Below are 22,850 nucleotides of genomic sequence, written 5' to 3'. Positions count from 1 at the left end.
CGTCACGGCACATCGTCGCCGCATGAATCCGCACGAATGAAATGAATGGAGCATCCGAGGATGGCTCGACACCTGATCACCAGCGCGCTTCCCTACATCAACGGGATCAAGCACCTGGGCAACATGGTCGGGTCGATGCTTCCGGCGGATGTGTACTCCCGGTACCTCCGCCAGCGCGGCCACGACGTCCTGTACATCTGCGCCACCGACGAGCACGGCACCCCCGCCGAACTCGCCGCCAAGGAAGCGGGCGTCTCCGTCGCCGACTTCTGCGCGCAGGCACACGACGCCCAGAAGGCGGTCTACGACGGCTTCCAGCTGTCGTTCGACTACTTCGGCCGCAGCTCCTCCCGGCAGAACGCCGAGATCACCCAGCACTTCGCGCGGAAGCTCCAGGAGAACGGCTTCATCGAGGAGCGGGCGATCCGGCAGGTGTACTCGCCCGCCGACGGCCGCTTCCTGCCGGACCGCTACGTCGAGGGCACCTGTCCGCACTGCGGCTACGACAAGGCCCGCGGCGACCAGTGCGAGAACTGCACCCGCGTCCTGGACCCCACGGACCTGATCGAGCCCCGCTCGGCCATCTCCGGCTCCACCGAGCTGGAGGTCCGCGAGACCAAGCACCTCTTCCTCCTCCAGTCGAAGCTCCAGGTCGAGGTCGAGGCCTGGGTCGCCGAGCACGAGGAGGAGTGGCCGCAGCTGGCGTCCTCCATCGCCCGCAAGTGGCTGACCGAGGGCCTGCACGACCGCGCGATCACCCGTGACCTCGACTGGGGCGTCCCGGTCCCGGCCGACACGTGGCCCGAGCTGGCCGCCGAGGGCAAGGTCTTCTACGTCTGGTTCGACGCCCCGATCGAGTACATCGCCGCCACCAAGGAGTGGGCGGACGCCGAACCGGAGCACCGCGACTACACGTCCTGGTGGTTCGAGGCCGAGGACGTGCGCTACACGCAGTTCATGGCCAAGGACAACGTCCCGTTCCACACGGTGATGTTCCCGGCCACCGAGCTCGGCACCCGCGAGCCGTGGAAGAAGGTCGACTACGTCAAGGCCTTCAACTGGCTGACGTACTACGGCGGCAAGTTCTCCACCTCGCAGAAGCGCGGCGTCTTCACCGACCACGCGCTGGAGATCCTCCCGGCCGACTACTGGCGCTACTTCCTCATCGCCAACGCCCCCGAGTCCGACGACTCGTCCTTCACGTGGGAGCACTTCACCGCCACGGTCAACAAGGACCTCGCCGACACCCTCGGCAACTTCGTCAACCGCGTCCTCTCCTTCTCGCGCAAGCGCTTCGGCGACGACGTCCCCGCGGGCAACGCGGCCGGCGAGGCCGAGGCGAAGCTCGGCGAGCAGATCGCCGAGCTGCTGGCCGAGTACGAGGGCCACATGGAGACGCTCCAGTACCGCAAGGCCGCGGCCGCGCTGCGCGCCCTGTGGTCGGCCGGCAACTCCTACCTGGAGGAGAAGGCCCCCTGGCTGGAGATCAAGACCGACCCGGAGGGCGCGGCGCTCACCCTGCGCACCGCGATGAACCTCATCCACCTGTACTCGGTGGTCTCCGAGCCCTTCATCCCGGCCTCGGCGCGCGCCATGCGCTCCGCGTTCTCCCTCGACGGCGACACCGCGACGTGGGTGACGCCGGAGCAGGCGAAGGCGCTGGACGCGGTCCCGGCCGGGACCCCGTTCACCGTGCCGCCGGTGCTCTTCGCGAAGATCACCGAGGAGGACCTGGAGTCCTACCGCGAGCGTTTCGGCGGCAACCCGGAGGCCTGAGGCCCCGTTCGTGACCGCCCGGAGGGGCGCTGCCGTACGCCGGCAGCGCCCCTCCGGCGCGTCCGGGGGTAGGGAAAACCCCACCACGAAGAGTCCACCTGGGCGTGCAGACCGGGAGGGGGCCGCGCGGCTGGAATGGGTCCATGACCCCTTCCCGTACCGCCCGTTGGACCGCGGCCTGGTTGATCGCCGCCGCCTGGGCGTTCTCGTTCCCCCTCGTCTCCTCGCTGGGCCCGCACCGGCTGTGGGGGTGGTGCGCGGGGGCCGGTTACCTCGCCGCCGCCGGTGCCACCGCCTGCGGCCGCCACCGCGCCGCCCTGGGGGCGGCCCTGACCGGGGCGGTCGCCGTACCGCTGCTGTACCTCGTGCTGACGGGACAGGGACAGTCCGAGGTGGGCGTGATCGAACGGTCCGGGCGGCTCCTGCTCACCTCCGGACGGATGTACGTCGACCAGCCCGCCGGGGTCGAGGACCACACCCCCTACCTGCCCGGGATGGCCCTGCTCGGCATCCCCCGCGCCCTGCTGGAAGGCGCCTTCGGCGCGGGCGGGGACTGGGCGGTACGACTGCTGGGCGACGCCCGGATCTGGTGCGCGGCCGCCCTGTTCGGGGGCATGTGGGCCGGCCGCCGGCTCCTCGGCGGCGTCCGCTCGCCGCTGCTGCCGCTGCTGGTGGCCTCTCCGGTGGTGGCCCTGCCCCTGGCGGTGAGCGGGGTGGACCTGCCGCTGGCGGGCCTGTGCTGCCTGGCGCTCGCCGCGGCCGGCTCCGGCCGGCCGGGCCTCTCCGGGACGGCATTGGCCGCGGCGTGCGCCCTCAAGTGGACCGCGCTGCCCGCGGTGGCGGTGGCGGTCGCGCTGCTCGGCGTCGTCCGGGGCGCACGGGCCGCCGTGCGCTGCGCGGCCGTCGCCGGGCTGGGGACGGCCCTGCTGGTGCTGCCGGGGCTGCTGCTCCAGCCGGCGGAGCTGTGGCGGCAGGTGTTCGCCTTCCCCACGGGCCGCGCGGACGTGCCGACCCCGGCGAGCAGCCCGCTGCCCGGGCACCTGCTGGCCGGACTCGGCCCGTGGGGCTGGCACCTGACGGTGGGTCTGCTGGCGGTCGGCGGGCTGGTCGTCGCGGCCTCCCTGGTGGTGCGCCCGCCGCGTACCGTCGTGGCCGCCGCCGACCGGCTCGCCCTCGGGCTGACGCTGGCCTTCCTGCTGGCCCCGGCGGGCCGCTTCGGCTACCTGGCGCTGCCCGTCCTGCTGGTGGCCTGGGCCCGCTCCACGGCCGGCCCGGGGGTCTCCCGCGTCGTGGCCCGCTCCGGGGAGCGCGTCGCCCGCCCGGCGGGGGCCCCGCACCCTTCGGGCGCCCGGCGCGGCTCTCACGACGCGCCGTAGCGCCGTGACCGCGCCCCGGCGGGGCCCGCGCGGCTACGGCTGTCCGGCGCCGCGGAGGTGGGCGAGTACGGCCAGGACCCGGCGGTTGCCCTCGGTGGGGTCCAGCTCCAGCTTCGAGAAGATGCTGCCGGCGTGCTTGACCACCGAGGCCTCGGTGATGAACAGCCGCTCGGCCAGGGCCTGGTTGTTGAGCCCCTCGGCCATCAGCGCCAGCACCTCCCGCTCGCGCGGGGTGAGCCGGCCGAGGGGGCGGTCGCCCGTCGGGGGAGCGAGCAGGACGCGGACCACCTCCGGGTCGATGACCGTCTGCCCGGCGTGGACCCGCCCGAGGGCGTCGAGGAACTCGGTGACCTCTCCGACCCGGTCCTTCAGGAGGTAGCCGAGCCCGGCCGCGGGACCCCCGGAGAACAGCTGGGCGGCGTACGCGGTGGCCACGTACTGCGACAGCACCAGCACCGGCAAAGAGGCGTCGCGGGAACGGAGTTCGAGGGCCGCCCGCAGCCCTTCGTCGCGCTGGCCGGGCGGCATGCGCACGTCGGTGACCACCACGTCCGGCCGCTCGGCCGCCACCGCCGCCAGCAGGCCGGGGGCGTCGCCGACGGCCGCCAGGACCCGGTGCCCGCCGAGCGTCAGCAGCTCCGTCAGCCCGGCCCGCAGCAGGACGGAGTCCTCGGCGAGGATCACCCGGAGCACGGGACCTCCACCCTCAGTTCCGTCGGCCCGCCCACCGGACTGGAGACCATCAGCCTGCCCTGCAACATCGCCACCCTGTCCGCGAGACCCGCCAGGCCCGCCCCCGCGCCGGGATCCGCCCCGCCGCGGCCGTCGTCGCTGATGGTGAGGGTGAGCCGGCCGTCCTCGACCCTACCGGCGACGCCGACGCGCGAGGCGCCGCTGTGCTTGGCCGCGTTGGCGAGGGCCTCGGTGACGGTGAAGTAGGCGGTGATCTCCACCGGTTCGGGCAGCCGGGGCACCGGCAGGTCGACGCTCACCGGTACCGGATGGCGCAGCGCCACCTCGGCCACGGCCGCCGCGAGCCCGTGGTCGGTCAGCACCTGCGGGTGGATCCCCCGTACCAGGTCCCGCAGTTGCTCCAGCGCCCGCTTCGCCTCGCCGCGCCCCCGGCTCACGAGCGCGGCGGCGCCGGCCGACCCGGGGACCTTGCGCAGCTCCAGCTCGGCCAGCCCCAGCGTCATGCTGAGCGCGACCAGTTGCTGTTGCGCCCCGTCGTGCAGGTCCCGCTCGATCCGCCGCCGTTCCGCCTCGAAGGCGTCCACCAGGCGGACCCGGGACCGGGTCAGCTCCAGCACCCGGCCGTCCTCCTCGCGGGGGCCCAGCAGCAGCCGGGCGGTCTTCACCTGAGCCCCGGCCAGCAGCGCGCCCGCGTACGCCGACACCGCCAGCCCCGCCAGCCCGACGGCGGTCGCGGCGAGGGCCTCCAGGGGACCGGCGACCGGCCGGCCGGGAATCAGCATCACCGTGTCGGGGGCGATGGCCCACACGATGACGGGCGTGGCCACCAGGATCGCCGAGAACGCCAGCAGCGTCAGCACCCCGAACCCGGCCGCGCCGAAGACCGGCCCCAGCAGGGCGGCGTACCCGAACTCCCGCCAGGTGGCCCGCTCCCGCATCCGCGTCCGCACCCGGGCGGCCACACCGGCCCCGGCGAGCGAGGTGTGCGGATCCGCGACCGGGAGGGGTTCCACCCAGCGCAGCCGGCCCCGCTCCAGCTTCCCGAGCGGCACCGCCGCGGACACGGCCGCGAGCAGCAGCACCAGCCCGATCCCGGCCACGGACAGCAGGATCCCGAGCCCCACGAGCGCCGCGAGGACCATCAGCACCGCGTACCCGAGGACGGCCCCGCTCCCGAGGTACGCCCAGCACCGCCACGGCCACCACGAGCGGAGGAACCGGACCGGCCGCCGCAGCATCCCCCACACGGCCACGGGCGGTTCGCCGTCCGGTGCGTCGCCGAATTCCTCCGAGGGGGCGGGCCGGGGCATGGGTCTCCTCGCACGGGGCGGCGTCGAACGGCTGTGGGCCGTGGGCCGTTTCTGTGGTCTGTGGGCGCGTGGCCGTGGGCCGTGGCCAAGCCTACGTACGACCCGTCCGGGCGGGCGGGTGGCACCCCGTCACATCGCGGCGCCCACCGCCAGGAAGCCGCAGATCAGCACGAACAGGATCGCCAGGAGGGGCCAGACGAAACGGAGGTACTTGTCGTAGCCGACCTTGGCGAGGGCCACGCCGCCGATCGTGACGGCCGTGGTGGGCACCCACAGGTTCATCCAGCCGCTGGCCGCCTGCCAGGCCGTGACCACCACCGCGCGGGAGACGCCCGCGAAGTCGGCGAGCGGCGCCAGGATCGGCATCGCGAGGGTGGCGTGCCCCGACGTGGACGGGATCAAGAAGGCGAGGGGCAGGTTGACCACGAAGACGATCACCGCGAAGAGGCTGGACGGGGCGCCCTCCACCACGCCCTCGATGGAGTGCAGGACGGTGTCGGTGATCTTCGAGTTGTTCATGATGACGGTGACTCCGCGCGCCAGCATGATGACGAGGGCCGGGGACATGAAGTCGGCCGCGCCCTGGATGATCGTCGAACTGAGACGCGCCTCGCCCATCCGCGCCACCAGGCCCACGAGCACCGCCGCGCACAGGAAGAGCGCGGAGAGCTGCGGGAAGGACCAGTCCAGCTCCCACCCGTACGGGGCGGCGTCCGCCTTGCCGGTGAGGGCGCCGGACCAGGGCACCACCGAGAAGATCATGAAGCCGAAGACCAGGACGAGCAGGACGAGGACGGTCCTGTGCAGGCGCGTCAGTTCGGGTTCCTCGACGGAGTCGGCGCTCGCCTTCTGCATGCGGTCGCCCGGCAGGAACCCGCACAGGGACTTCGCCGGGTCCTTCTGGACGCGCCGCGCGTAGCGGATGACGTAGAGGACCGTGACGGCGGTGAGCACCACCCACATGACGGAGCGCAACAGGATCCCGTCGCCCAGGGAGATGCCGGCCGCCGAGGAGGCCACGCCGGTGGCGAAGGGGTTGACGGTGGAGCAGAGCACCCCGATGCCCGCGCCGAGGATGGCGGTGCCGGCCGCGACGAGCCGGTCGTAGCCCAGGGCCAGCATCATCGGCACCAGCAGGCCGTAGAAACCGAGGGTCTCCTCGGCGAAGCCCTCCACCGTGCCGAGGACGGAGAAGACCACCATCACGGCGGCGATCAGCAGGGCGCCGCGGTCGCGCAGCCGGTGGGCCAGGCGGGCGATGCCCCGGTCGAGGGCGCCGGTGGCGAAGACGACGGTGATGAAGGAGCCGATGGCGAGGACGAACAGGAAGACGCCGGCGCTGCCGTACAGCGCGCCGGTGAAGCTCGGCCCGACCTCGCCGGTGGCGGTGTCCTGGATGCCGTAGAGGCCGTTGACGGGCGCCAGGAAGAGGTCGTTCAGCCGGTCGGTGAAGCTCTGGGTGGAGTCGACGCGGTGGTAGGTGCCGGAGACCGGGACGCCGTCGGCGTCGCGGGTGTACTGCCCGGCCGGGACGAGGAACGCCAGCAGCCAGACCGCCACCGTCACCAGGGCCAGGACGGTCAGGGCGCTGGGGAAGGCCATCCGCCCGGCCGGTGCGGGCGGCTCCTGCTCGGGGGCCTGCGGCGTGGTGGTGGTCACCCGGCGTCCTCCGCCGCCCGGCGGCCCTCCCGCCGGTGGCCGGCGCCCTGGTGGTCCTCGGGCCGGTGGTCGGCGAACCGGTGCTCCTCGGGCCGGTCGTCGTCGGCGGCGCCGCCGACCTCCGGCGGGCGGGCGGCCGTCCGGTGGTCCGCCGCGTACTCCCGTACGAAGGCGGCCAGCGCGATCACCGTGGCGCGCAGCTCCGACAGCAGCACCCGTTCGTTGGGGGCGTGCAGGTTGCACATGCGGTCCTGGGCGCCGAACAGCAGTACCTCGGCCCCGGGCGCCGCCTTCGCGAGGCCGTTCACCAGCGGGATCGAGCCGCCCGTCGCCACGTACGAGGCCTCCGTGCCCCAGGCCTCCTTGAGCGCGGTGAGCGCGGCCCGGTACGCGGGGCCGCCGGTGCGGGCCTCGAAGCCGGGGCCGGTGTCGCCCGGGGTCACCGTGAGCGGGATGCCGAAGGGCTGCTGCGCACGCAGGTGCGCCACCAGCAGCGCGCGGGCCTCCACCGGGTCCTGACGGGGATGGAAGCGGAGGTTCAGCCTGGCCCGGGCGTAGGGGACCACCGCCGAGGCGGCGTGGTCCACGGCCGGCGCGTCCAGGCCGATCACCGTGACGGCGGGGCCGCTCCAGAGCCGTTCGCCGAGCGAGCCGCTGCCGATCAGCGGCAGGTCCTCCGGTACGGCGGCCAGCGCACGGAACTCCTCCTCGGTGTAGCCGGTCCCCTCCCAGGGCTCGCGCCACAGGCCCGGTACGGCGACGTCGCCGTTCGCGTCGTGCAGGGTACCCAGGGCCCTGATCAGGACCAGCAGGGCGTCGGGGGCCGCGCCGCCGAACTCCCCGCTGTGGCGGGGCGCGTCGAGGGTGCGGACCTCGACGGTCACCTCGCAGGCGCCGCGCAGGCCCGTGGTCAGGGTGGGGGTGCCGGGGCGCAGGTTGCCGAGGTCGGCGATGACCATGGCGTCGCAGGCGAAGCGCCCCGGGTCGGAGGGCGGGTAGTCGTCGAAGGCACTGCCGTACTCCTCCTGGCCCTCGATGACGATCTTCAGGCCTACCGGGGGGCGGCCGCCGTAGAGCCGGAGCATGCCGATGTGGGCGATCACGTTCGCCTTGTCGTCGGCGATGCCGCGGGCCCGCAGGCCGCCCGGTACGGGGGTCGGCTCGAAGGGCGGCGAGAGCCACAGGTGGGGGGCGCCGGCGGGCTGGACGTCGTAGTGCCCGTAGAGCAGGACGGTGGGGGCCGCCGGGTCCGGCGGCGGGACCTCGCCGTAGACCACCGGGGCGGTACCGGGGAGGTCGATGCGCTCGACGGTGCTGACACCGGCCTCGCGCAGGAGGGAGACGACCAGGTCGTGGGCCTCCTCGACCGGTTCCGACGGGTATCCGGGGAAGGCGACCGAGGGGATCGCCGCGAGCCGTTCCAGATCGGCCCGCAGGCCGTCCATGAGGGCGTCCGTCCTCGCCGCGAGGGCGTCCTGACCGTCTGCTTCCACCCGCCACCGTCCCTCTGGTGCCCGTCCGGTCCCCGCTGAGCTGCGGATTCGCTCCTCCGATCATGGGCGGGGCGGCCGGGGGCGGCGTGACGGAATGAGCCAGGAGGGTGAAGGGGGGAGGATGAGGGGGATAGTCGTAAGAGGGCGCGCCCGCCGGTCCCGGACCGGCCGGTACCCATCACCGGACGTGCATAGGATCTCGGACATGAACCGGACAGGGCCCAAGGCGGAACTCGGCGACTTCCTGCGGTCCCGCCGTGCGCGGATTCGCCCCGAGGACACCGGGGTGGCCTCCTTCGGCGGCCGCCGCCGGGTGCCCGGCCTGCGCCGGGAGGAGCTGGCGCAGCTCGCCGGCGTCAGCGTCGACTACTACACCCGGTTCGAGCAGGGCCGCGCCGAGAACGTCTCCGAGGCCGTCCTGGGCGCCGTGGCCACCGCCCTGCGGCTGGACGCCGCGGAGCGGGACCACCTGACCCGGCTGGTGCGCAACGCGGGCCGGGGCGCCCCGTCGGCGGCGGCCGCCGGGGCCGCCGCCCCCGAGGACGTGCAGGAGGTCCGTCCGGGTCTGCGCAGGCTGCTGGAGTCGATGCCCGACACCCCCGCCTTCGTCCTGGGCCGGCGCACCGACGTCCTCGCCTGGAACCCGCTCTTCGCGACCCTGGTGACCGACTTCGCCGCGCTGCCGCCGGAGCGCCGGAACAAGGCCTGGCTGGTCTTCCTGCACCCCGAGGTGCGCGGCCGGTTCGTCAACTGGGAGACCAAGGCGCGGGACCTGGTCGCCTACCTCCGCTACGACCTCGCGCGCCATCCGCACGACGCCCGCTTCGCCGCGCTCATCGAGGAACTGGGCGACCGCAGCCCGGAGTTCGGTCCGCTGTGGGAGGCCCAGGAAGTCGCCGAGAAGACCCACGGCGGCTATCACCTGCGGCACCCGCTGGTCGGCGAGTTCACCCTCGCGTACGAGAGCCTCAGCCTTCCGGACGATCCCGACCAGACGCTGATCACCTACACGGCGGAGGCCGGTTCGCCCTCCGAGGCGGCGCTGCGCATCCTCGCGGGCACGGCCTCGGCCGCTCCGGGGAGCCCTGCCCGGCCGCCGGGCACGACCAGCGACAGCCGCGCGTAGCTCCGGCCGCGCGGCGCGCCCCGCACCCGGCCGAGTGCCGGGCCCCGGGCCCGGGCGCGGCTCCCGCGGACGGTGTCCGCCCCGCGCCGTGGACCCGGAAGGGGTTTCGGACAAAGATCTTGACCTGTCTGCCGCGTGTCGAACCCGTCCCTTGATCGTTTCTTCAGCCGTAACCCTCATATCGGCTGCCGAATCGGGAGGACCGCGGTGACGGCTTGGCAGTACTTCGCCGGGGCGGGTCTGGTGGCGGTGCTCTGCCCCCTGCACGGCCACGTGGCCGTGGCGGGCGACGGCCACGGCCACGGGGCCCGCGTGGACGTGTGCGTGCCCGGCGGAACGCCCCGGCCCCCCTCGGTCCCGCCGCGGCCCGTCGAGCCGCCCCGGGCGCGGCCCCCGGCGCCGTCCCCGGTGCCGCCTTCGCCCCGGGTCACGGTGTCCCCGGCGGGGCGGCCCACCGTGCACCACCCCGGGCGGGCCCCCGGCCTTCCCGGCGCTCCCGCCCTGCCGGGGCCCGACGCCCCGGTGCCGGGGGACGATCCGAAGCCCGGCCAGGCTCCGCCGGAGGCCGTCGGGCCGTCGGAGCAGGCGTCGGCCGATGCTTCCGCCCCGCCCCGGCCCAGAGCCGCCGCCGCGCCCGCCAGGGCCTTCCACATGCGCCCGTACCACTCGGCGGCCTTGGAGCGGCGCGGCCCGGACGGCCTCGGGACCATGATGCTCATGGCCGTCGTCACCACCCCCGCCGTGCTCGCGGCCGCCGCGCTGCGCCCCCGCTCCAAGAGCCGCGCCTAGCGGCCCCCGGCCCCGCCCGAAAGCCGCGCCCAGCGGCCTCCGGCTCCGCCCGCCCCTCGTCGTACCACCGCACCCACGAACGGGAGATTTCTCGTGTCCGAATGGCTGGTCCTGGCCATCGCCATGGCGCTCGTCTGCGCCGTCGTCCTCGCCATCACCACGATCCGGCACCGCCGGGCCGCGGCCGACGAGGACACCAGCGAAACCCCAGACGTGATCGAGTACATGACGATGATGGTCGGGGTGGTCTACGCGATCGTGCTGGGCCTGGCCATCGCGGGAGTCTGGGAGGCGCGCGGCGCCGCCGAGGACAGCGTGCGCCGCGAGGCCCAGTCCCTGTACGAGGTCACCCAGCGCGCCGACGTCTACCCGGCCGCCGTCCGCGACCGGATCCGCGGCGAGGTGGACGCGTACGTCTCCCACACCGTCGACGTGGACTGGCCGCTGCTGACCTCCGGCGAGGCGGCCTCGCCCGAGGGCGCCCGGCTCCTCGGCAAGCTGCGCGGCGACGTCACCCACCAGAGCCCGGCGACCGAGCTCCAGGCGCAGGCCTACCAGCCGCTGCTCGACCACATCGCCACCGCCGACGACGCCCGGCACTCCCGCACCCAGAGCTCCGGGTCCACCCTGCCGGGGGTGGTGTGGGTCGGCCTGGTGGTGGGCGGCGTCGTCACGATCGGGCTGATCTTCACGCTGCAGATCCGACGCTCCGGGCGCGAGCTGCTGCTGGCCGGCCTGTTCAGCGCGCTGATCGTGTTCCTGCTGTTCATGGTGTGGAGCTTCGACGCGCCGTACGGGCGGGACGGCATCGATTCCGCCGGCCCCTTCCAGGACCTGTTCCCGGCGGTGTCGGTGACGGCGTCCCGCTGAGCCGCGTCCCGGCCGGGCCGCCGTCCCCGGCCGGGGGCCCGCCCGCGCGGCGGGATCAGCCGCCCGGGACGGCCGCGTGCCGCCGGGCGGCCGCCACCAGCGGAGAATGCCGCAGGGCGTGCGAGATCCGGACGAGGTCGCGCGGCCCGTCGGCCATGATGAGCACCTGCTCCGCGTCGTCGTCCCCCGGACCGCCGGGTTCGGCGGCGCAGGCCCGGACGGCGGCCGCCACCATCGCCGCGTCGGCGATCGCGCGGGCCGTCACCTCGTCCGCGCCCTCCGTCAGGGCCCGCTCGTAGGCCTCCTCGCGCCGCCGGCGGTCGAAGCAGGGGCCGAGCCGCAGGAACCCGTCGTGGATGTCCGACTCCCGCTGGATGACCCGGATCTCGGCCGGCGACCACCAGGACATCCGCACCGAGGGCGTACCGCTGGGCGCGGTGCTCTGCACCTCGTGCCACAGGGCGCCGAGCCGCCGGTACGTCGCCCAGGTCTGCCAGTGGTCGGACGCTCGCTGGCACACCAGCGGAATCACGAAGCCCACCGCGCTGACCAGTGCCCCGGCAGAGGCGAGCGGCGGGGCGGCGTAGGTGCTCAGGTCGTCCAGGTTGTTGCCGGTCCAGCGGGCGATGACCGCCGCGAACTTGGTGGCGTCGTAGGTGAGGCTGAAGGCGTACCCCGACACGATGGTCACGAGCCCGGTCCGCAGCCAGCCGCGGACCTGGAGGGACCAGCGCCAGCACATCGCGACCATCGTCATGGCGGCCACGTTGTGGGCCAGCAGGTAGAAGGCGATCATCACGCGGATGTACGGGGTGTTCGCGTAGTGCGTGTCGAAGTCGCGCAGCCGCTGTTCCGGCACGTCGCCGAGCAGGAACAGCACGATGATCGCCACGATCACGACGGAGTAGCCCGCGATCCAGCGCTGCGAGGTGGTCCGGATCTCCTCCGCGGGGCCGCCGCGCCAGTTGAACACCAGGACCAGGCAGGAGGCGCTGAAGGCGGTCATCAGGCAGTACACGAGCGGGGCGGAGAGGTTGGGGATCCCGGTCCAGCGGTTGACGGCCTCGATGGTGGGCGGGGCGGCGAAGGTGAAGACCGAACCGGCGAGTATGAGCAGGACGCAGACCGACCGCAGGAGCGGATCGCGCCAGTTGCTGCGCAGGGCCGGCAGCTTGAAGACGAGGGAGATCGCCATCGCGGCTGCCGGGATGTAGTAGTCCTGCCCCTTCAACGGTGGTTCCTGTTCAACGTTCTTTCCTGTGCCCCCGGTAGCCGAGCGAGGTCTCGATCCGACCTGCCAGTTCGTCGCGTTGCGCCGGGGCCCGGTGCCCGGCGGAACCGGCGAGCCAGGTGCGGCACCTGCTGCCCAGCAGTAAGCCGAAGGTCTCCGCCTCGGTCTCCTCCTGCACGTCGGCGCGGGTGCGCGCGGCGAAGCGGCGGACCGTCTCGCCGAGGTCGGCCTCGTCGGTGAGCAGGCGGGCGGCGACGGCCGCGCCGTCGACGTGGTGGCTGCAGTGTCCGGCCTTCATGTGCCACAGCTCGTGGCCGAGGATCACCAGCTGGTGGTCCGGAGCCGTGCGTTCCTCGATGACCACCAGATCGCGGTCCGCCATGTCGAGCCACAGGCCGCTGGCCGTGCCCTGCGGGAACGCAGCCATACGGAAGTCCACCCGGCGGCCTCGGTGCTTGCTCATGCCCTCGCAGAGGGCGGCGTAGAGGTCCACGGGTTCCACGGGCGCGGTCAGCCTGATACCGGCCACCAGTTCCGTGCACAACCGCCGCTGCGCTCTGCCTATGCTCACCGTTCTCCCCGTCGGCGCGGATCCGGATCAGGATTCAAGGATCAGATCCAGACTTTCGACTGGGTCATGATTCGTTCGGTTTGACACTTTCGAGAAGCATGTCCAGCCATTCGGTCACCTTGTCCCGGTGCTTGTCGCTGGGCAGTTGGGCGGCGCGCCAGGCGATGCCCCGTACACCGTGGTTCTGCAGGAGTCTTGCCAGCGGATCGCCCGCCGAAGCGGCTTCCGCCGGTACGGTTTGCCGCTCGCGCCCCGCGAAGTCCTGGAGCAGCTGCTGCTCGGTGCGCTGGAGGGCGTCGGTGAGGGCGTCGGCGTCGTGGGCGGTGAGGAAGCCCGCGTGCACCCCGAAGAAGCGCTGGATCGCGTCACAGTGCTCCATCGTGGGCCGCCGGTCGCCGTTGATCAGGGCGCCGGCCTGCTGCCGGGACATTCCGGCGCCGTCCGCGATCTCCTGCTGCGTGTAGCGGCGGCCGTTGGGTTTGACCCGGGTGCGCCGGAGCAGGTCGAGGCGCTGGAGGAACCGGGCCTGCAGGTCGGGTTCGCCGGCCCGGCGGCCGTCGAGGAGGGTCCGCACCACGTCCGTGGGGACCCCGGAGGCATCCGAGAGGCGGCGGAGGTCGAAGACCTGGTTCACGTCGCGGCCCATTTTGTTCGCGAGTTCGGCGACCCGCGTGACGGTCGCTGCGAGGGGCGCGTTGGCCACCGCGACGGGAGCCGGGAAGCCGTCTGTCACCAGTGGTTCTCCTAGATCGCGCGAGGTCAGTGGGCACGTGTCGGCCTCAGGGAATCTATCCGGTCTGCCTCGGGAGAGCTAGAACTTGCCACAGCTGTGGCGGGAATGAGCTGTCGCCGGGCTGGAATTGCCACAATAGTTGACACTCGAATGAAGTCGGTAGCAGGATCGCCACACGGAAATGAAGATCCAGACCGTGAGGAGGGGGAGCTCTCGGTGCCACATCTCGCAGCGGTGGGCCCGTCCGATGGCCTCGTCCGAGCCGGTGAGGAGCGCCTGGCGGGCGAAGAGTCCGCCCGTGGCGCAGTGCGGTCGGAACGGCGCAAGGAGATTTTGCGCCAGCGTCGTGAAGAACTGGGGCTGAGCCAGGAGGACATCGCGTCACGCCTGCGCATCAGCGTGCGCGCCTACGGGAACTGGGAACGCGGGCTCGTCAAGGAATGGACGGACCGCAAGCTCCTCGCGCTGGCCGAGGCCCTGGAGATGAGCGAGCGGCAGTGCTTCTGGCTCTTCCGGGTCATGGTCGACCGGGACCCGCCGCCCACCTGGCGCGCGGCCGAGGAGAGCCGGCTGCCCCAGGACCCGGCCCAGCGCGACTACCTGGTCGACTACGCGGCCCTGATGGAGGCCGTGCCCTACCCGAGTTTCCTGGTGGACCACCGATGGGACGTGGCCCTCACCAACTCGGCCTTCGACCGGCTCTTCCAGTCGGTGCGCCCGCACCCGACGGCCCTGCCGGACGACAACTTCCTGCGCTTCGTGCTGTTCCACCCGGACGCCGCGGCGGTACTGGAGGACCACGAACCGGCCTGGTGCGTTCCGCTGCTGGCCCAGTTCGCGACCGCCCTGGCCGCGGCGCCCGAGGACGAGGGGCTGCGGAGCATCCGTCAGGAGGTGGCCCGCGACCCGTTCATGGAGGCGGCCTACCGGTACGGGGTCCCGCACTGGCTGAGCACCCACGGGGAAGCGGCGGCCGAACAGGACGGAGCGGTGCGGACCGTGCGCCACCCCGACCCCGGCTGGGGCGTGGTGCGGTGCCGCATGGTGGCGGAATCCAGCCGCATGCTGGAGGCGATGGGACTCACCCGCGTCACCCTCGTGCTCTCGACCCCGCAGGGTCTGCCCTCGGGCCCCGTGCGCGGCGGGGGCGGGATCCCGCAGCAGCAGGGGGCGCGGCTGCGCGCCGTGCCGTCCCTGGACGACTGACCGTCCGGGGCCACGGGGCCCCGGCCGTGTGCCGCGGCGGGGGGCGCCCGCCGCGTGGATGCCACGATCCGTGCCACGATCCGCGTCACGCGCGGATGCCACGGACCGTGGCATCGTTCGCGTCCGGCCCCGGGCGCGGGCCGCGCGGCGGCTGGAGCACCGGTCGGGGCGCGGCTCGTGGCGCGGGGCGGCGGCGTAGGGTCGCGGAAGCGGCCCCGGCACGGGTCGCCCGGCGGTGACGGCGCTGGCGGCGGAGACGGCGAAAAGGCGGTAAGAGGCGTGCGGTTGACCATCCTCGGCGGGGGCGGATTCCGCGTCCCGCTCGTCTACGGAGCACTCCTCGGGGACCACGCCGAGGGCCGGGTGTCCCACGTGACCCTCTACGACGAGGACCCCGGCCGGCTCACCGCCATGGCCCGGGTGCTCGCCGGCCAGGCGGCCGCCGCCGGGGTGCCGGACGCCCCGGCCGTCACCGCCACCACGGACCTGGACGAGGCGCTGCGCGGAGCCGACTTCGTCTTCTCCGCGATCCGCGTCGGCGGCCTGGAGGGGCGGGCGGCGGACGAGCGGGTGGCCCTGGCCGAAGGGGTGCTGGGCCAGGAGACGGTCGGCGCGGGCGGGGTCGCGTACGGGCTGCGGACCGTGCCGGTGGCCCGGGAGCTCGCGCGCAGGATCGCCCGTACGGCCCCGGAGGCCTGGGTCATCAACTTCACCAACCCCGCCGGCGTGGTCACCGAGGCGATGGCGGAGGAACTGGGCGACCGGGTCATCGGCATCTGCGACTCGCCCGTCGGGCTCGGCCGCCGGATCGCCCGGCTGCTCGGCGCCCGGCCGCAGGACGCCTGGATCGACTACGTAGGCCTCAACCACCTCGGCTGGGTGCGCGGCCTGCGCGTCGCCGGCCGCGACGAACTGCCCCGGCTGCTCGCCGACACCGAGGCGCTGGAGTCCTTCGAGGAGGGCCGGCTGTTCGGGGCCGAATGGCTGCGCTCGCTGGGGGCGGTCCCGAACGAGTACCTGCACTACTACTACTTCAACCGTGACACCGTACGGGCTTACCAGGAGGCCAAGCAGACCCGCGGAGCCTTCCTGCGCGACCAGCAGCGCGGCTTCTACGCCGAGGCCGGCCGCCCGGGAGCACCCGCCGCAGCGGCCCTGGCCGCCTGGGACCGGACGCGGGCCGAGCGGGAGGCCACGTACATGGCGGAGAACCGGGAGGCGGCGGGCGTCGGCGAGCGCGACGAGAGCGACCTGGAGTCCGGCGGCTACGAGAAGGTCGCCCTCGCCCTGATGCGGGCCATCGCCCGGGACGAGCGGACCACCCTGATCCTCAACGTCCGCAACCGGGGCACCCTCTCCGTCCTCGACGCGGAAGCGGTCATCGAGGTGCCCTGCCTCGTCGACGCGAACGGCGCCCACCCGGTGGCCGTGGACCCCCTGCCGCTGCACGCCGTGGGCCTGGTGACCTCGGTCAAGGCGGTGGAGCGCGAGGTGCTGGCGGCCGCGGAGAGCGGATCGCGGGCCGACGCGGTGAAGGCCTTCGCCCTGCACCCGCTGGTGGATTCCGTGAGCGTGGCCAGAAGGCTGCTCGACGGCTACGCGGCGGAGCACCCGGGGCTCGCCTACCTGCGCTGATCCCGCGCCGGGCTCACCCGTACGGCCTCGTGCCGCATGCGGGGCGGCGGGGGCGCTGTGAGAGTGCGAGATGTGACCACAGCCCCCGCCACGGCCGCCGCGCCCCCCGTGCTCGACCGGCGGCGGCGCAACGTCGTCTTCGGCACGATCATGCTGGGCGTGCTGCTGGCCGCACTCGACCAGACCATCGTGGGCACGGCCCTGCCCACCATCGTGGCGGACCTCGGCGGCGCCGCGCACATGTCGTGGGTGGTCACCGCCTACCTCCTCGCGGAGACCGTCGCGACGGTGCTGGTCGGCAAGTTCGGAGACCTCTTCGGCCGCAAGCTCATCTTCCAGATCTCCGCGGTCGTGTTCATCACCGGCTCCTTCCTCTGCGGTCTGGCCGGCAACATGACCATGCTCATCCTCTGGCGGGGCCTCCAGGGCATCGGCGCGGGCGGGCTCATGGTCACCGCGATGGCACTGATCGCCGACGTGGTGCCGCTGCGCGAACGGGGCAAGTACCAGGGCGCGATCGGCGCCGTCTTCGGCGTGGCGACCGTCATCGGCCCGCTGCTCGGCGGGCTGTTCACGGACCACCTGACCTGGCGCTGGTGCTTCTACGTCAACGTCCCGATCGCGATCCTGGTCGTCGTGGCCGCCGCCCGGACCATCCCGTCGGTACGGGTCGCCGGGCGGCCGGTGATCGACTACCTCGGCATCGCGCTCGTGTCCGTCGGCGCGAGCGCGCTGATCCTGGGCACGAGCTGGGGCGGGAACGAGTACGCCTGGAACTCCGGTGTGATCATCGCCCTGTTCGTGGGCGGCGCCCTGGCCCTGGCCCTGTTCTGCCGGGTGGAGGTCCGGGCCGCCGAACCGATGCTGCCGATGCGGCTCTTCCGCAATCCCGTCTTCGCGGTCTGCTCGGTGCTCAGCTTCGTCGTGGGCTTCGCCATGCTCGGCGCGATGACCTTCCTGCCCACCTACCTCCAGTTCGTGGACGGGGACTCGGCCACCGTCTCCGGCGTCCGGACCCTGCCGCTGGTCGTCGGCCTGCTGATCGCGTCCGTCTTCAGCGGCAACGTCACCAGCAAGACCGGTCGCTACCGCGTCTTCCCGATCGTCGGCTCCGCGGTGATGGGCTGCGGGCTGTACCTGCTGTCGACGATGGGGCCCGGCACCGGTACCTGGCTGGAATCGCTGTACATGTTCGTACTCGGCGTCGGCATCGGCCTGAGCATGCAGGTCCTGACGATCGCCGTGCAGAACACCGTGGACTACGCCGACCTCGGCACGGCCACCTCCGGCGTCACCTTCTTCCGTACGCTCGGCAGCGCCTTCGGGACCGCCGTCTTCGGCACCATCTACGCCAACACCCTGGAACCCGCGCTGCGGCGCGCCGTCGCGGAGGCCGCACGGGAGACCGGCACCGACCCGGTACGGCTGGGCACCGCCGCCCAGAGCCCCCAAGGGGTCCACGGTCTCGACCCGGCCCAGGCGGAACCCGTCATCGCCGCCTACACCGAGGCCCTGCACACGGTGTTCCTGTGGACCGTGCCGGTGGCCGCCGTCGGCTTCGTCGTCGCCCTGTTCCTGAAGCAGGTCCACCTGCGCGACAGCGCCCGCGCCGGGTCCACCGACATGGGCGACGGCTTCGCCTCCCCGGCCACGGCCTCGGGGGATTCGGCCAAACTGCTGGAGCTGGCGGTCGGCAAACTGGTGCGCACCATGGGCGCCGACACGGCCCGCGCGATCGTGAACTCCTCCGACACCCGGCTCGACATGGCGGGGGCGTGGACGGTCATGCAGGTCGACCTGATGACCCGGACCGTCGGCCACGCGAGCATCGGCCTGATCGCTGGGCGGCGTTCCCTGCCGCCCGAGGTCCTGCTCCCGGTCTTCGACCGCATGGTGGAGGAGGGTTTCCTCACCCACGAGGGCACCTTCTTCTCCCTCACCCCGGCCGGGGTGAGGGAGGCCGGCGTCATCTCGGCGGCGTGGGCGGCCTGGCTCGGCGACCAGCTGGAGAAGGACCGGGGCCGGCCGCGGAGCGCCGAACTGCGGGCGGCGGCCGACGCGATCGCCAAGCGGCTGCTCGCGGAAGACCTGGGCGACGGCAACTTCGCGCCACGCGCGGTACCGCGGGGGTGACCGGGCGGAACTCCGGGGGAACTCCGGGGGGCCGCCGGACGTCTTCGGGGGAGAAGCGCGAGGGCGGAACACGCCGGAGCGAGGACGCCGGAACGGAACAACGGGGCGCGGGGCACTGGGGCCGGGGCAGCCGGGGACGGGGCACCGCAGACGGGCACCGCAGACGGGCACCGCAGACGGGGCACCGGGGCCGGGACACCGTGCCGGGTCACACGAACGAACGACGGGGGACCGGGCATGACGATCACACTGGCCGAGGAGATCATGCTGCTGTCCCTGGACGACGAGTCCGGGGCGGCGAAGCAGCGGCAGGCGGCGGGCTGGGCCGTGGCGGGCGGGATCCTGCTCGAACTGGTCATGGCGGAACGGGTGTCGGTGACGGGCAAGTACCTCCAGCTCGTCGACCCCACCCCCACGGGCGAACCGCTGCTGGACGGCCGCATCCTGCTGATCGGCACCTGGCTGCGGGGCCGGGACAAGCGCCGGGTGACGGACTGGCTGACCAAGGACCACACGAAGGCCGTCGCCGCCGCCCTGGAGAGCCTGGGCGCGCGCGGGCTGGTCGGCACGGAGGTCCGCAAGGTCCTCGGCGTGTTCCCGCAGCGCCGCTACCCGGAGGCCGACGGCTCCGTGGAGCGCGCCCTGCGGGACCGGCTCGAGGCCGCCGTGCTGCGGGACGCCGAGCCGGACGAGCGGACGGCGGGCCTCATCTCGCTGCTCCACTCGGCGAAGCTGCACCGGCTGGCGTTCCCGGAGCTGGCGCGCAAGACGGTGGCCCCGAGGATGGCGGAGATAGCCGCGGGCCAGTGGGCGGCCGAGAGCGTCCGGGTGGCCATCCGCGACATGCAGGCGGCGATGGCGGCGGCCACGGTGATCACGCTCGCCGCAGCTGCCGGCTGACCGGCTGACCCGGTTGACCGCTGTCCGGCGGGCACGGTGGTCGCGGTCGACTCGGTGGCCGGCCGGCTGCCTCAGCCGGCTTCGGGCGTGGCCCGGTAGGTATACGAGGGGCCGGGCGGCGGGGCCGTGAGGTCCGCGCGCCAGCTGTGGAGCACGGCGGCCGACGGGGCGTAGAGCTCCGCGGGGATCCCGGTGGGGGCGAACCACTGCCAGCGGACGATCTTGTCGGGTTCGGTGACGCGGGGCGTGCCGACGGCGGAGCGGGTCAGCGCGGCCGCCGTCAGCCGGGTCAGGCCGGGCGCCGGGCCGATCCCGACGGCGAACACCTCGATCGACCCGGGAGCCGCGCGCAGGTCCGTTTCCTCCGCCAGTTCCCGGGAAGCGGCCTGCTCGAAGCCCTCGCCGGGGTCGACCTTGCCGCCCGGGAGCTCCCAGCGGCCGTCGTGGGCCTGGCCGAGCAGGATCCGGCCGTCGGCGTCGATCACGATCAGCCCGACGCCGACCACGGCGTGGGGCCGGGGCGCGGCCCGCTCGGGGCGCTGGTTCCCGTCGGTCATGGTTCCATTTGCCGGTTCGGCAACCCGATTTGTCAAGGACCGCACCCCCGGCGCACCCTCGCGGCCATGGACAACGTGACGCGGACCGAATCCGACGTACTACTGGACCTGCTGGACGTGGTGATCGTGGGCGGCGGAGCCGCCGGGCTCGCCGGGGCGCTGACCCTGGCCCGGGCCCGCCGGTCCGTTCTCGTGCTCGACTCCGGGAGCCCGCGCAACGCCCCCTCCGCCCACCTGCACGGCTACCTCGGCCGCGACGGGGAGAGCCCCGCCCGGCTGCTGGCCCGGGGGAGGGAGGAGGCCGCCGGGTACGGGGCGCTGTTCCGGTCCGGGCGGGCGGGGACGGCGGTCGCCGCCGAGCCTGCGGACGACGGTGGCTTCCTGGTGCGCTGCGGCGACGGATCGGCCGTACGGGCGCGGCGGCTGCTGGTCGCGACCGGGCTGGTCGACGAGCTGCCGGAGCTGCCCGGCCTGCGGGCCCGCTGGGGGCGGGACGTGCTGCACTGCCCGTACTGCCACGGCTGGGAGGTGCGGGACGAGCCCCTGGCGGTCCTGGCGACCGGCCCGCTCGCGGTGCACCAGGCGCAGCTGTGGAGGCAGTGGAGCCCCCGGGTCACCCTGGTCGCGCACGGCTGGCGGCCCGGTGCCCCGGACCGCGAGGCCCTGACCGCACGGGGCATCGCCCTGGTCGAGGGGGAGGTGACGGGCCTGACGGTGGCCGGGGACCGGCTGACGGGGCTGGAGCTGGCCGGCGGCGGGACCCTGGAGTGCCGGGCGCTGGTGGTGGCTCCGCGGTTCACCGCCCGTTCGGGGGTGCTGACGGGCCTGGGCCTGCCCACGACGACCGTGGAGCGCGACGGGGTGCCGATCGGTACCTGCGTCGACTCCGACGCGGCGACCGGAGCCACGGCCCTGCCGGGGGTGTGGGTGGCGGGGAACGTGACCTCACCCGTGGAGCAGGTCTCCGGTGCGGCCGCCCAGGGCGTGCGCGCGGCCGCCGCGATCAACGCCGACCTGATCGCGGCCGAGACGCGCGAGGCGGTCGCGGCGTGGCGCGCGGGGGCGGGGCGAGGGGCCGGCCCGGAGGTGGGTCCGTAGGGCCGAGTGCTCCGGCTCCGGGGCCGGAGACGGGTCCCAAACGCTACGTTTCGGACACCTGTGCGGGTTTTGTTCGACGCCCGTCCGTGCAGGCTCTCTGCGGTGTGATCGTCGTACGGTTCATCGGGCCCAGGGGGACGCGCATGGCACACGTGCTGGTCATCGGCGGAGGGGTCGCGGGGCTGGCCACCGCCCTGCTCGCGGCCCGGCGGGGGCACACCGCCGAACTGTTCGAGCGGGACACCCGGGCCCCCGGCACCGCCCTCGACCGGGACTTCTTCCGCTGGCGGCGCCCGGCCGTACCGCAGGCGGCCCAGCCGCACGCGCTGCTCGGAGCCGCCCGCAAGGTGCTGATCGACGAACTCCCGGACGTACACGCCGAGATGCTCCGGCTCGGCGCCCGGGAACGGCACGAGCTGGACTGGTTCGACGTACGTCCGCCCGCGCTGCCCGGCGACGAGGACCTCGTCATGCTCCAGGCCCGCCGCATCGTGCTGGAGAGCGCCCTGGCCACGGCCCTGCGCGCCGAACCGGGTGTGGTCACCCGGTACGGGGAACCGGTCGCCGGGCTCGTCACCGTCGGCGACCCCGGGGCCGGCCCCGGCTGCGGCATCCGGGTGACCGGGGTGACCACGGGGATCGGGGCGTACGAGGGGGACCTCGTCGTGGACGCGGGCGGGCGGCGCGGCGGCGCCGAACGGATGCTGGCCGCGGCCGGCTGCCGGCCCGCCGCCGTGGAACGGCACCGCACCGGGCTCGCGTACTTCTGCCGCTGGTACCGGCTGCCCGACGGGATGGAGGAGGGGCCGCGTCGGCCGTGGACCGTGACCGGCGGGGCCTTCGCGGGCTGCGCCGTCTTCCCGGCCGACAACAGGACCTTCGCCGTGACCCTGTTCGTGCACACCGAAGACCCCAGCCGCGGCGCGCTGCGCAACCCCGCCGTCTTCGACGCCGCGGCCCGCGCCTTCCCGCCCGGCGCGGCCTGGCTGGAGACGGGCGCCGAACCGCTGTCCGGGGTACTGGCCATGGCGAGCCTCGACAACCGGTGGAGCGCCCTGGCGGACGAACGGGGGCCGGTGGTGCGGGGGCTGGTGCCGGTCGGGGACGCCCTCACCCACACCAACCCGACGCTGGGGCAGGGCACTTCGCTCGCGCTCTGGGCCGCGCACCGGGTGGCCCGGTCGGCGCACCGGGATCCGGGATCGGCCCGCTTCGCCGCCGAACACCACGACTGGGCCGTGCGTACGCTGAAGCCCTGGTTCGACTTCCAGGTCGTCGCGGACACCGCCATCGGGGAACGCTTCGCGAGCCGCGCCGGGCGTACGGGAATGGCCCGCGAGGTGTCCGCCCTGTTCGACTGCGCGCTGGAGGACCCGGAGGTGATGCGCGCCCGGGCCAAGGTCCGGCACCTGGCCGAACCACCCGAACGGGCCTACGCGGACCCCCGGATCCGGGCCCGCGTGACCCGCTGGCTCGCGGCCCGTCCGGACTACGCCCCGAACGCGGTCGGCCCGGACCGGGCGGAGTGGGAGAGGCTCACCGCGGTCTGAGGCCGGGGCCGGCGGGTTCCCCGGGGCGGGTCGTCAGGCCCGGGTCATGGGGGCCTAGGGCCTGTCGTCAAACTCCCGTCGTCGCCCGGAGGGCGGCCCTGCGGCGTCTGGTGCGTGCTCTCGGTGCGCCGGGCGGAAGCCCGC

19 protein-coding genes are annotated in these 22,850 nt (G+C 73.9%); 11 read left to right on the top strand and 8 right to left on the bottom strand.

Going from position 1 to position 22,850, the window contains the following annotated elements; translation table 11 throughout:
- Window positions 1–60 precede the first annotated feature (60 nt).
- On the top strand, window positions 61–1,776 hold the full coding sequence (metG, locus tag AC07B0_RS39975; RefSeq protein WP_469384757.1) for a methionine--tRNA ligase: 1,716 nt from the start codon (window positions 61–63) through the stop codon (window positions 1,774–1,776).
- Window positions 1,777–1,919: 143 nt separating this feature from the next.
- The gene (locus AC07B0_RS39970) at window positions 1,920–3,152 is read left to right on the top strand and encodes a glycosyltransferase 87 family protein (protein ID WP_478900558.1); all 1,233 of its coding nucleotides are present in this window, start codon (window positions 1,920–1,922) and stop codon (window positions 3,150–3,152) included.
- 33 nt (window positions 3,153–3,185) lie between these two features.
- Here the strand turns inward: AC07B0_RS39970 and AC07B0_RS39965 are convergent, their stop codons facing one another.
- The 4 genes from AC07B0_RS39965 to AC07B0_RS39950 all read right to left on the bottom strand — a co-directional run bounded on the left by AC07B0_RS39965 (window position 3,186) and on the right by AC07B0_RS39950 (window position 8,307).
- Window positions 3,186–3,845 (bottom strand): response regulator transcription factor, encoded by a 660-nt coding sequence (locus tag AC07B0_RS39965; RefSeq protein WP_356877933.1) that lies wholly within the window; start codon window positions 3,843–3,845, stop codon window positions 3,186–3,188.
- Complete coding sequence (locus AC07B0_RS39960) at window positions 3,833–5,155, bottom strand: sensor histidine kinase (RefSeq protein ID WP_478900556.1); 1,323 nt, start codon at window positions 5,153–5,155, stop codon at window positions 3,833–3,835. The genes AC07B0_RS39965 and AC07B0_RS39960 overlap by 13 nt, the downstream gene beginning before the upstream one ends.
- 129 nt (window positions 5,156–5,284) lie before the next feature.
- Entirely contained in the window at window positions 5,285–6,757 is a 1,473-nt protein-coding gene (locus AC07B0_RS39955) for a YfcC family protein (RefSeq protein ID WP_356878010.1), read from the bottom strand.
- Between the two features lie 53 nt (window positions 6,758–6,810).
- The gene (locus AC07B0_RS39950; RefSeq protein ID WP_478900554.1) at window positions 6,811–8,307 is read right to left on the bottom strand and encodes a M20/M25/M40 family metallo-hydrolase; all 1,497 of its coding nucleotides are present in this window, start codon (window positions 8,305–8,307) and stop codon (window positions 6,811–6,813) included.
- A 205-nt stretch (window positions 8,308–8,512) separates the two neighbouring features.
- Between AC07B0_RS39950 and AC07B0_RS39945 the strand changes: the two genes are divergently transcribed.
- From AC07B0_RS39945 to AC07B0_RS39935, 3 genes are all read left to right on the top strand, one after another.
- The gene (locus tag AC07B0_RS39945) at window positions 8,513–9,433 is read left to right on the top strand and encodes a helix-turn-helix transcriptional regulator (RefSeq protein WP_478900553.1); all 921 of its coding nucleotides are present in this window, start codon (window positions 8,513–8,515) and stop codon (window positions 9,431–9,433) included.
- 207 nt (window positions 9,434–9,640) lie between these two features.
- A complete protein-coding gene (locus AC07B0_RS39940) occupies window positions 9,641–10,222 on the top strand; it encodes a hypothetical protein (protein ID WP_356877937.1) in 582 nt (193 codons plus the stop codon).
- Window positions 10,223–10,315: 93 nt separating this feature from the next.
- Complete coding sequence (locus AC07B0_RS39935) at window positions 10,316–11,092, top strand: bestrophin-like domain (protein ID WP_356877938.1); 777 nt, start codon at window positions 10,316–10,318, stop codon at window positions 11,090–11,092.
- Window positions 11,093–11,147: 55 nt separating this feature from the next.
- On the opposite strand, the gene AC07B0_RS39930 is transcribed toward AC07B0_RS39935, so the two are convergent.
- The 3 genes from AC07B0_RS39930 to AC07B0_RS39920 form a co-directional block, all read right to left on the bottom strand.
- Window positions 11,148–12,323, bottom strand: a complete 1,176-nt coding sequence (locus AC07B0_RS39930) for an MAB_1171c family putative transporter (RefSeq protein ID WP_478900551.1) — start codon at window positions 12,321–12,323, stop codon at window positions 11,148–11,150.
- Window positions 12,324–12,336: 13 nt separating this feature from the next.
- A complete protein-coding gene (locus tag AC07B0_RS39925) occupies window positions 12,337–12,894 on the bottom strand; it encodes a toxin-antitoxin system, toxin component (RefSeq protein ID WP_356877940.1) in 558 nt (185 codons plus the stop codon).
- Window positions 12,895–12,958: 64 nt separating this feature from the next.
- Window positions 12,959–13,627 (bottom strand): helix-turn-helix domain-containing protein, encoded by a 669-nt coding sequence (locus AC07B0_RS39920; RefSeq protein WP_356877941.1) that lies wholly within the window; start codon window positions 13,625–13,627, stop codon window positions 12,959–12,961.
- 333 nt (window positions 13,628–13,960) lie between these two features.
- Between AC07B0_RS39920 and AC07B0_RS39915 the strand changes: the two genes are divergently transcribed.
- The 4 genes from AC07B0_RS39915 (at window position 13,961) to AC07B0_RS39900 (ending at window position 19,501) form a co-directional block, all read left to right on the top strand.
- Window positions 13,961–14,833, top strand: a complete 873-nt coding sequence (locus AC07B0_RS39915) for an MmyB family transcriptional regulator (protein WP_356877942.1) — start codon at window positions 13,961–13,963, stop codon at window positions 14,831–14,833.
- Between the two features lie 279 nt (window positions 14,834–15,112).
- Window positions 15,113–16,468, top strand: a complete 1,356-nt coding sequence (locus AC07B0_RS39910) for a 6-phospho-beta-glucosidase (protein WP_478900549.1) — start codon at window positions 15,113–15,115, stop codon at window positions 16,466–16,468.
- A 36-nt stretch (window positions 16,469–16,504) separates the two neighbouring features.
- Window positions 16,505–18,601, top strand: coding sequence for an MDR family MFS transporter (locus AC07B0_RS39905; RefSeq protein WP_478900547.1), 2,097 nt, complete (start codon window positions 16,505–16,507; stop codon window positions 18,599–18,601).
- Between the two features lie 237 nt (window positions 18,602–18,838).
- Complete coding sequence (locus tag AC07B0_RS39900) at window positions 18,839–19,501, top strand: GOLPH3/VPS74 family protein (protein ID WP_478900545.1); 663 nt, start codon at window positions 18,839–18,841, stop codon at window positions 19,499–19,501.
- A gap of 71 nt (window positions 19,502–19,572) precedes the next feature.
- Here the strand turns inward: AC07B0_RS39900 and AC07B0_RS39895 are convergent, their stop codons facing one another.
- A complete protein-coding gene (locus tag AC07B0_RS39895; RefSeq protein WP_478900543.1) occupies window positions 19,573–20,058 on the bottom strand; it encodes a nucleotide triphosphate diphosphatase NUDT15 in 486 nt (161 codons plus the stop codon).
- A gap of 66 nt (window positions 20,059–20,124) precedes the next feature.
- Between AC07B0_RS39895 and AC07B0_RS39890 the strand changes: the two genes are divergently transcribed.
- Both AC07B0_RS39890 and AC07B0_RS39885 read left to right on the top strand, forming a co-directional pair.
- Complete coding sequence (locus AC07B0_RS39890) at window positions 20,125–21,156, top strand: NAD(P)/FAD-dependent oxidoreductase (RefSeq protein ID WP_478900542.1); 1,032 nt, start codon at window positions 20,125–20,127, stop codon at window positions 21,154–21,156.
- Between the two features lie 143 nt (window positions 21,157–21,299).
- Window positions 21,300–22,706 (top strand): NAD(P)/FAD-dependent oxidoreductase, encoded by a 1,407-nt coding sequence (locus tag AC07B0_RS39885; protein WP_478900541.1) that lies wholly within the window; start codon window positions 21,300–21,302, stop codon window positions 22,704–22,706.
- The last annotated feature ends 144 nt before the right edge of the window (window positions 22,707–22,850 follow it).

The organism is Streptomyces sp. NPDC044704 (genome assembly GCF_056433525.1).
This window is presented reverse-complemented; position numbering and strand designations above follow the sequence as displayed.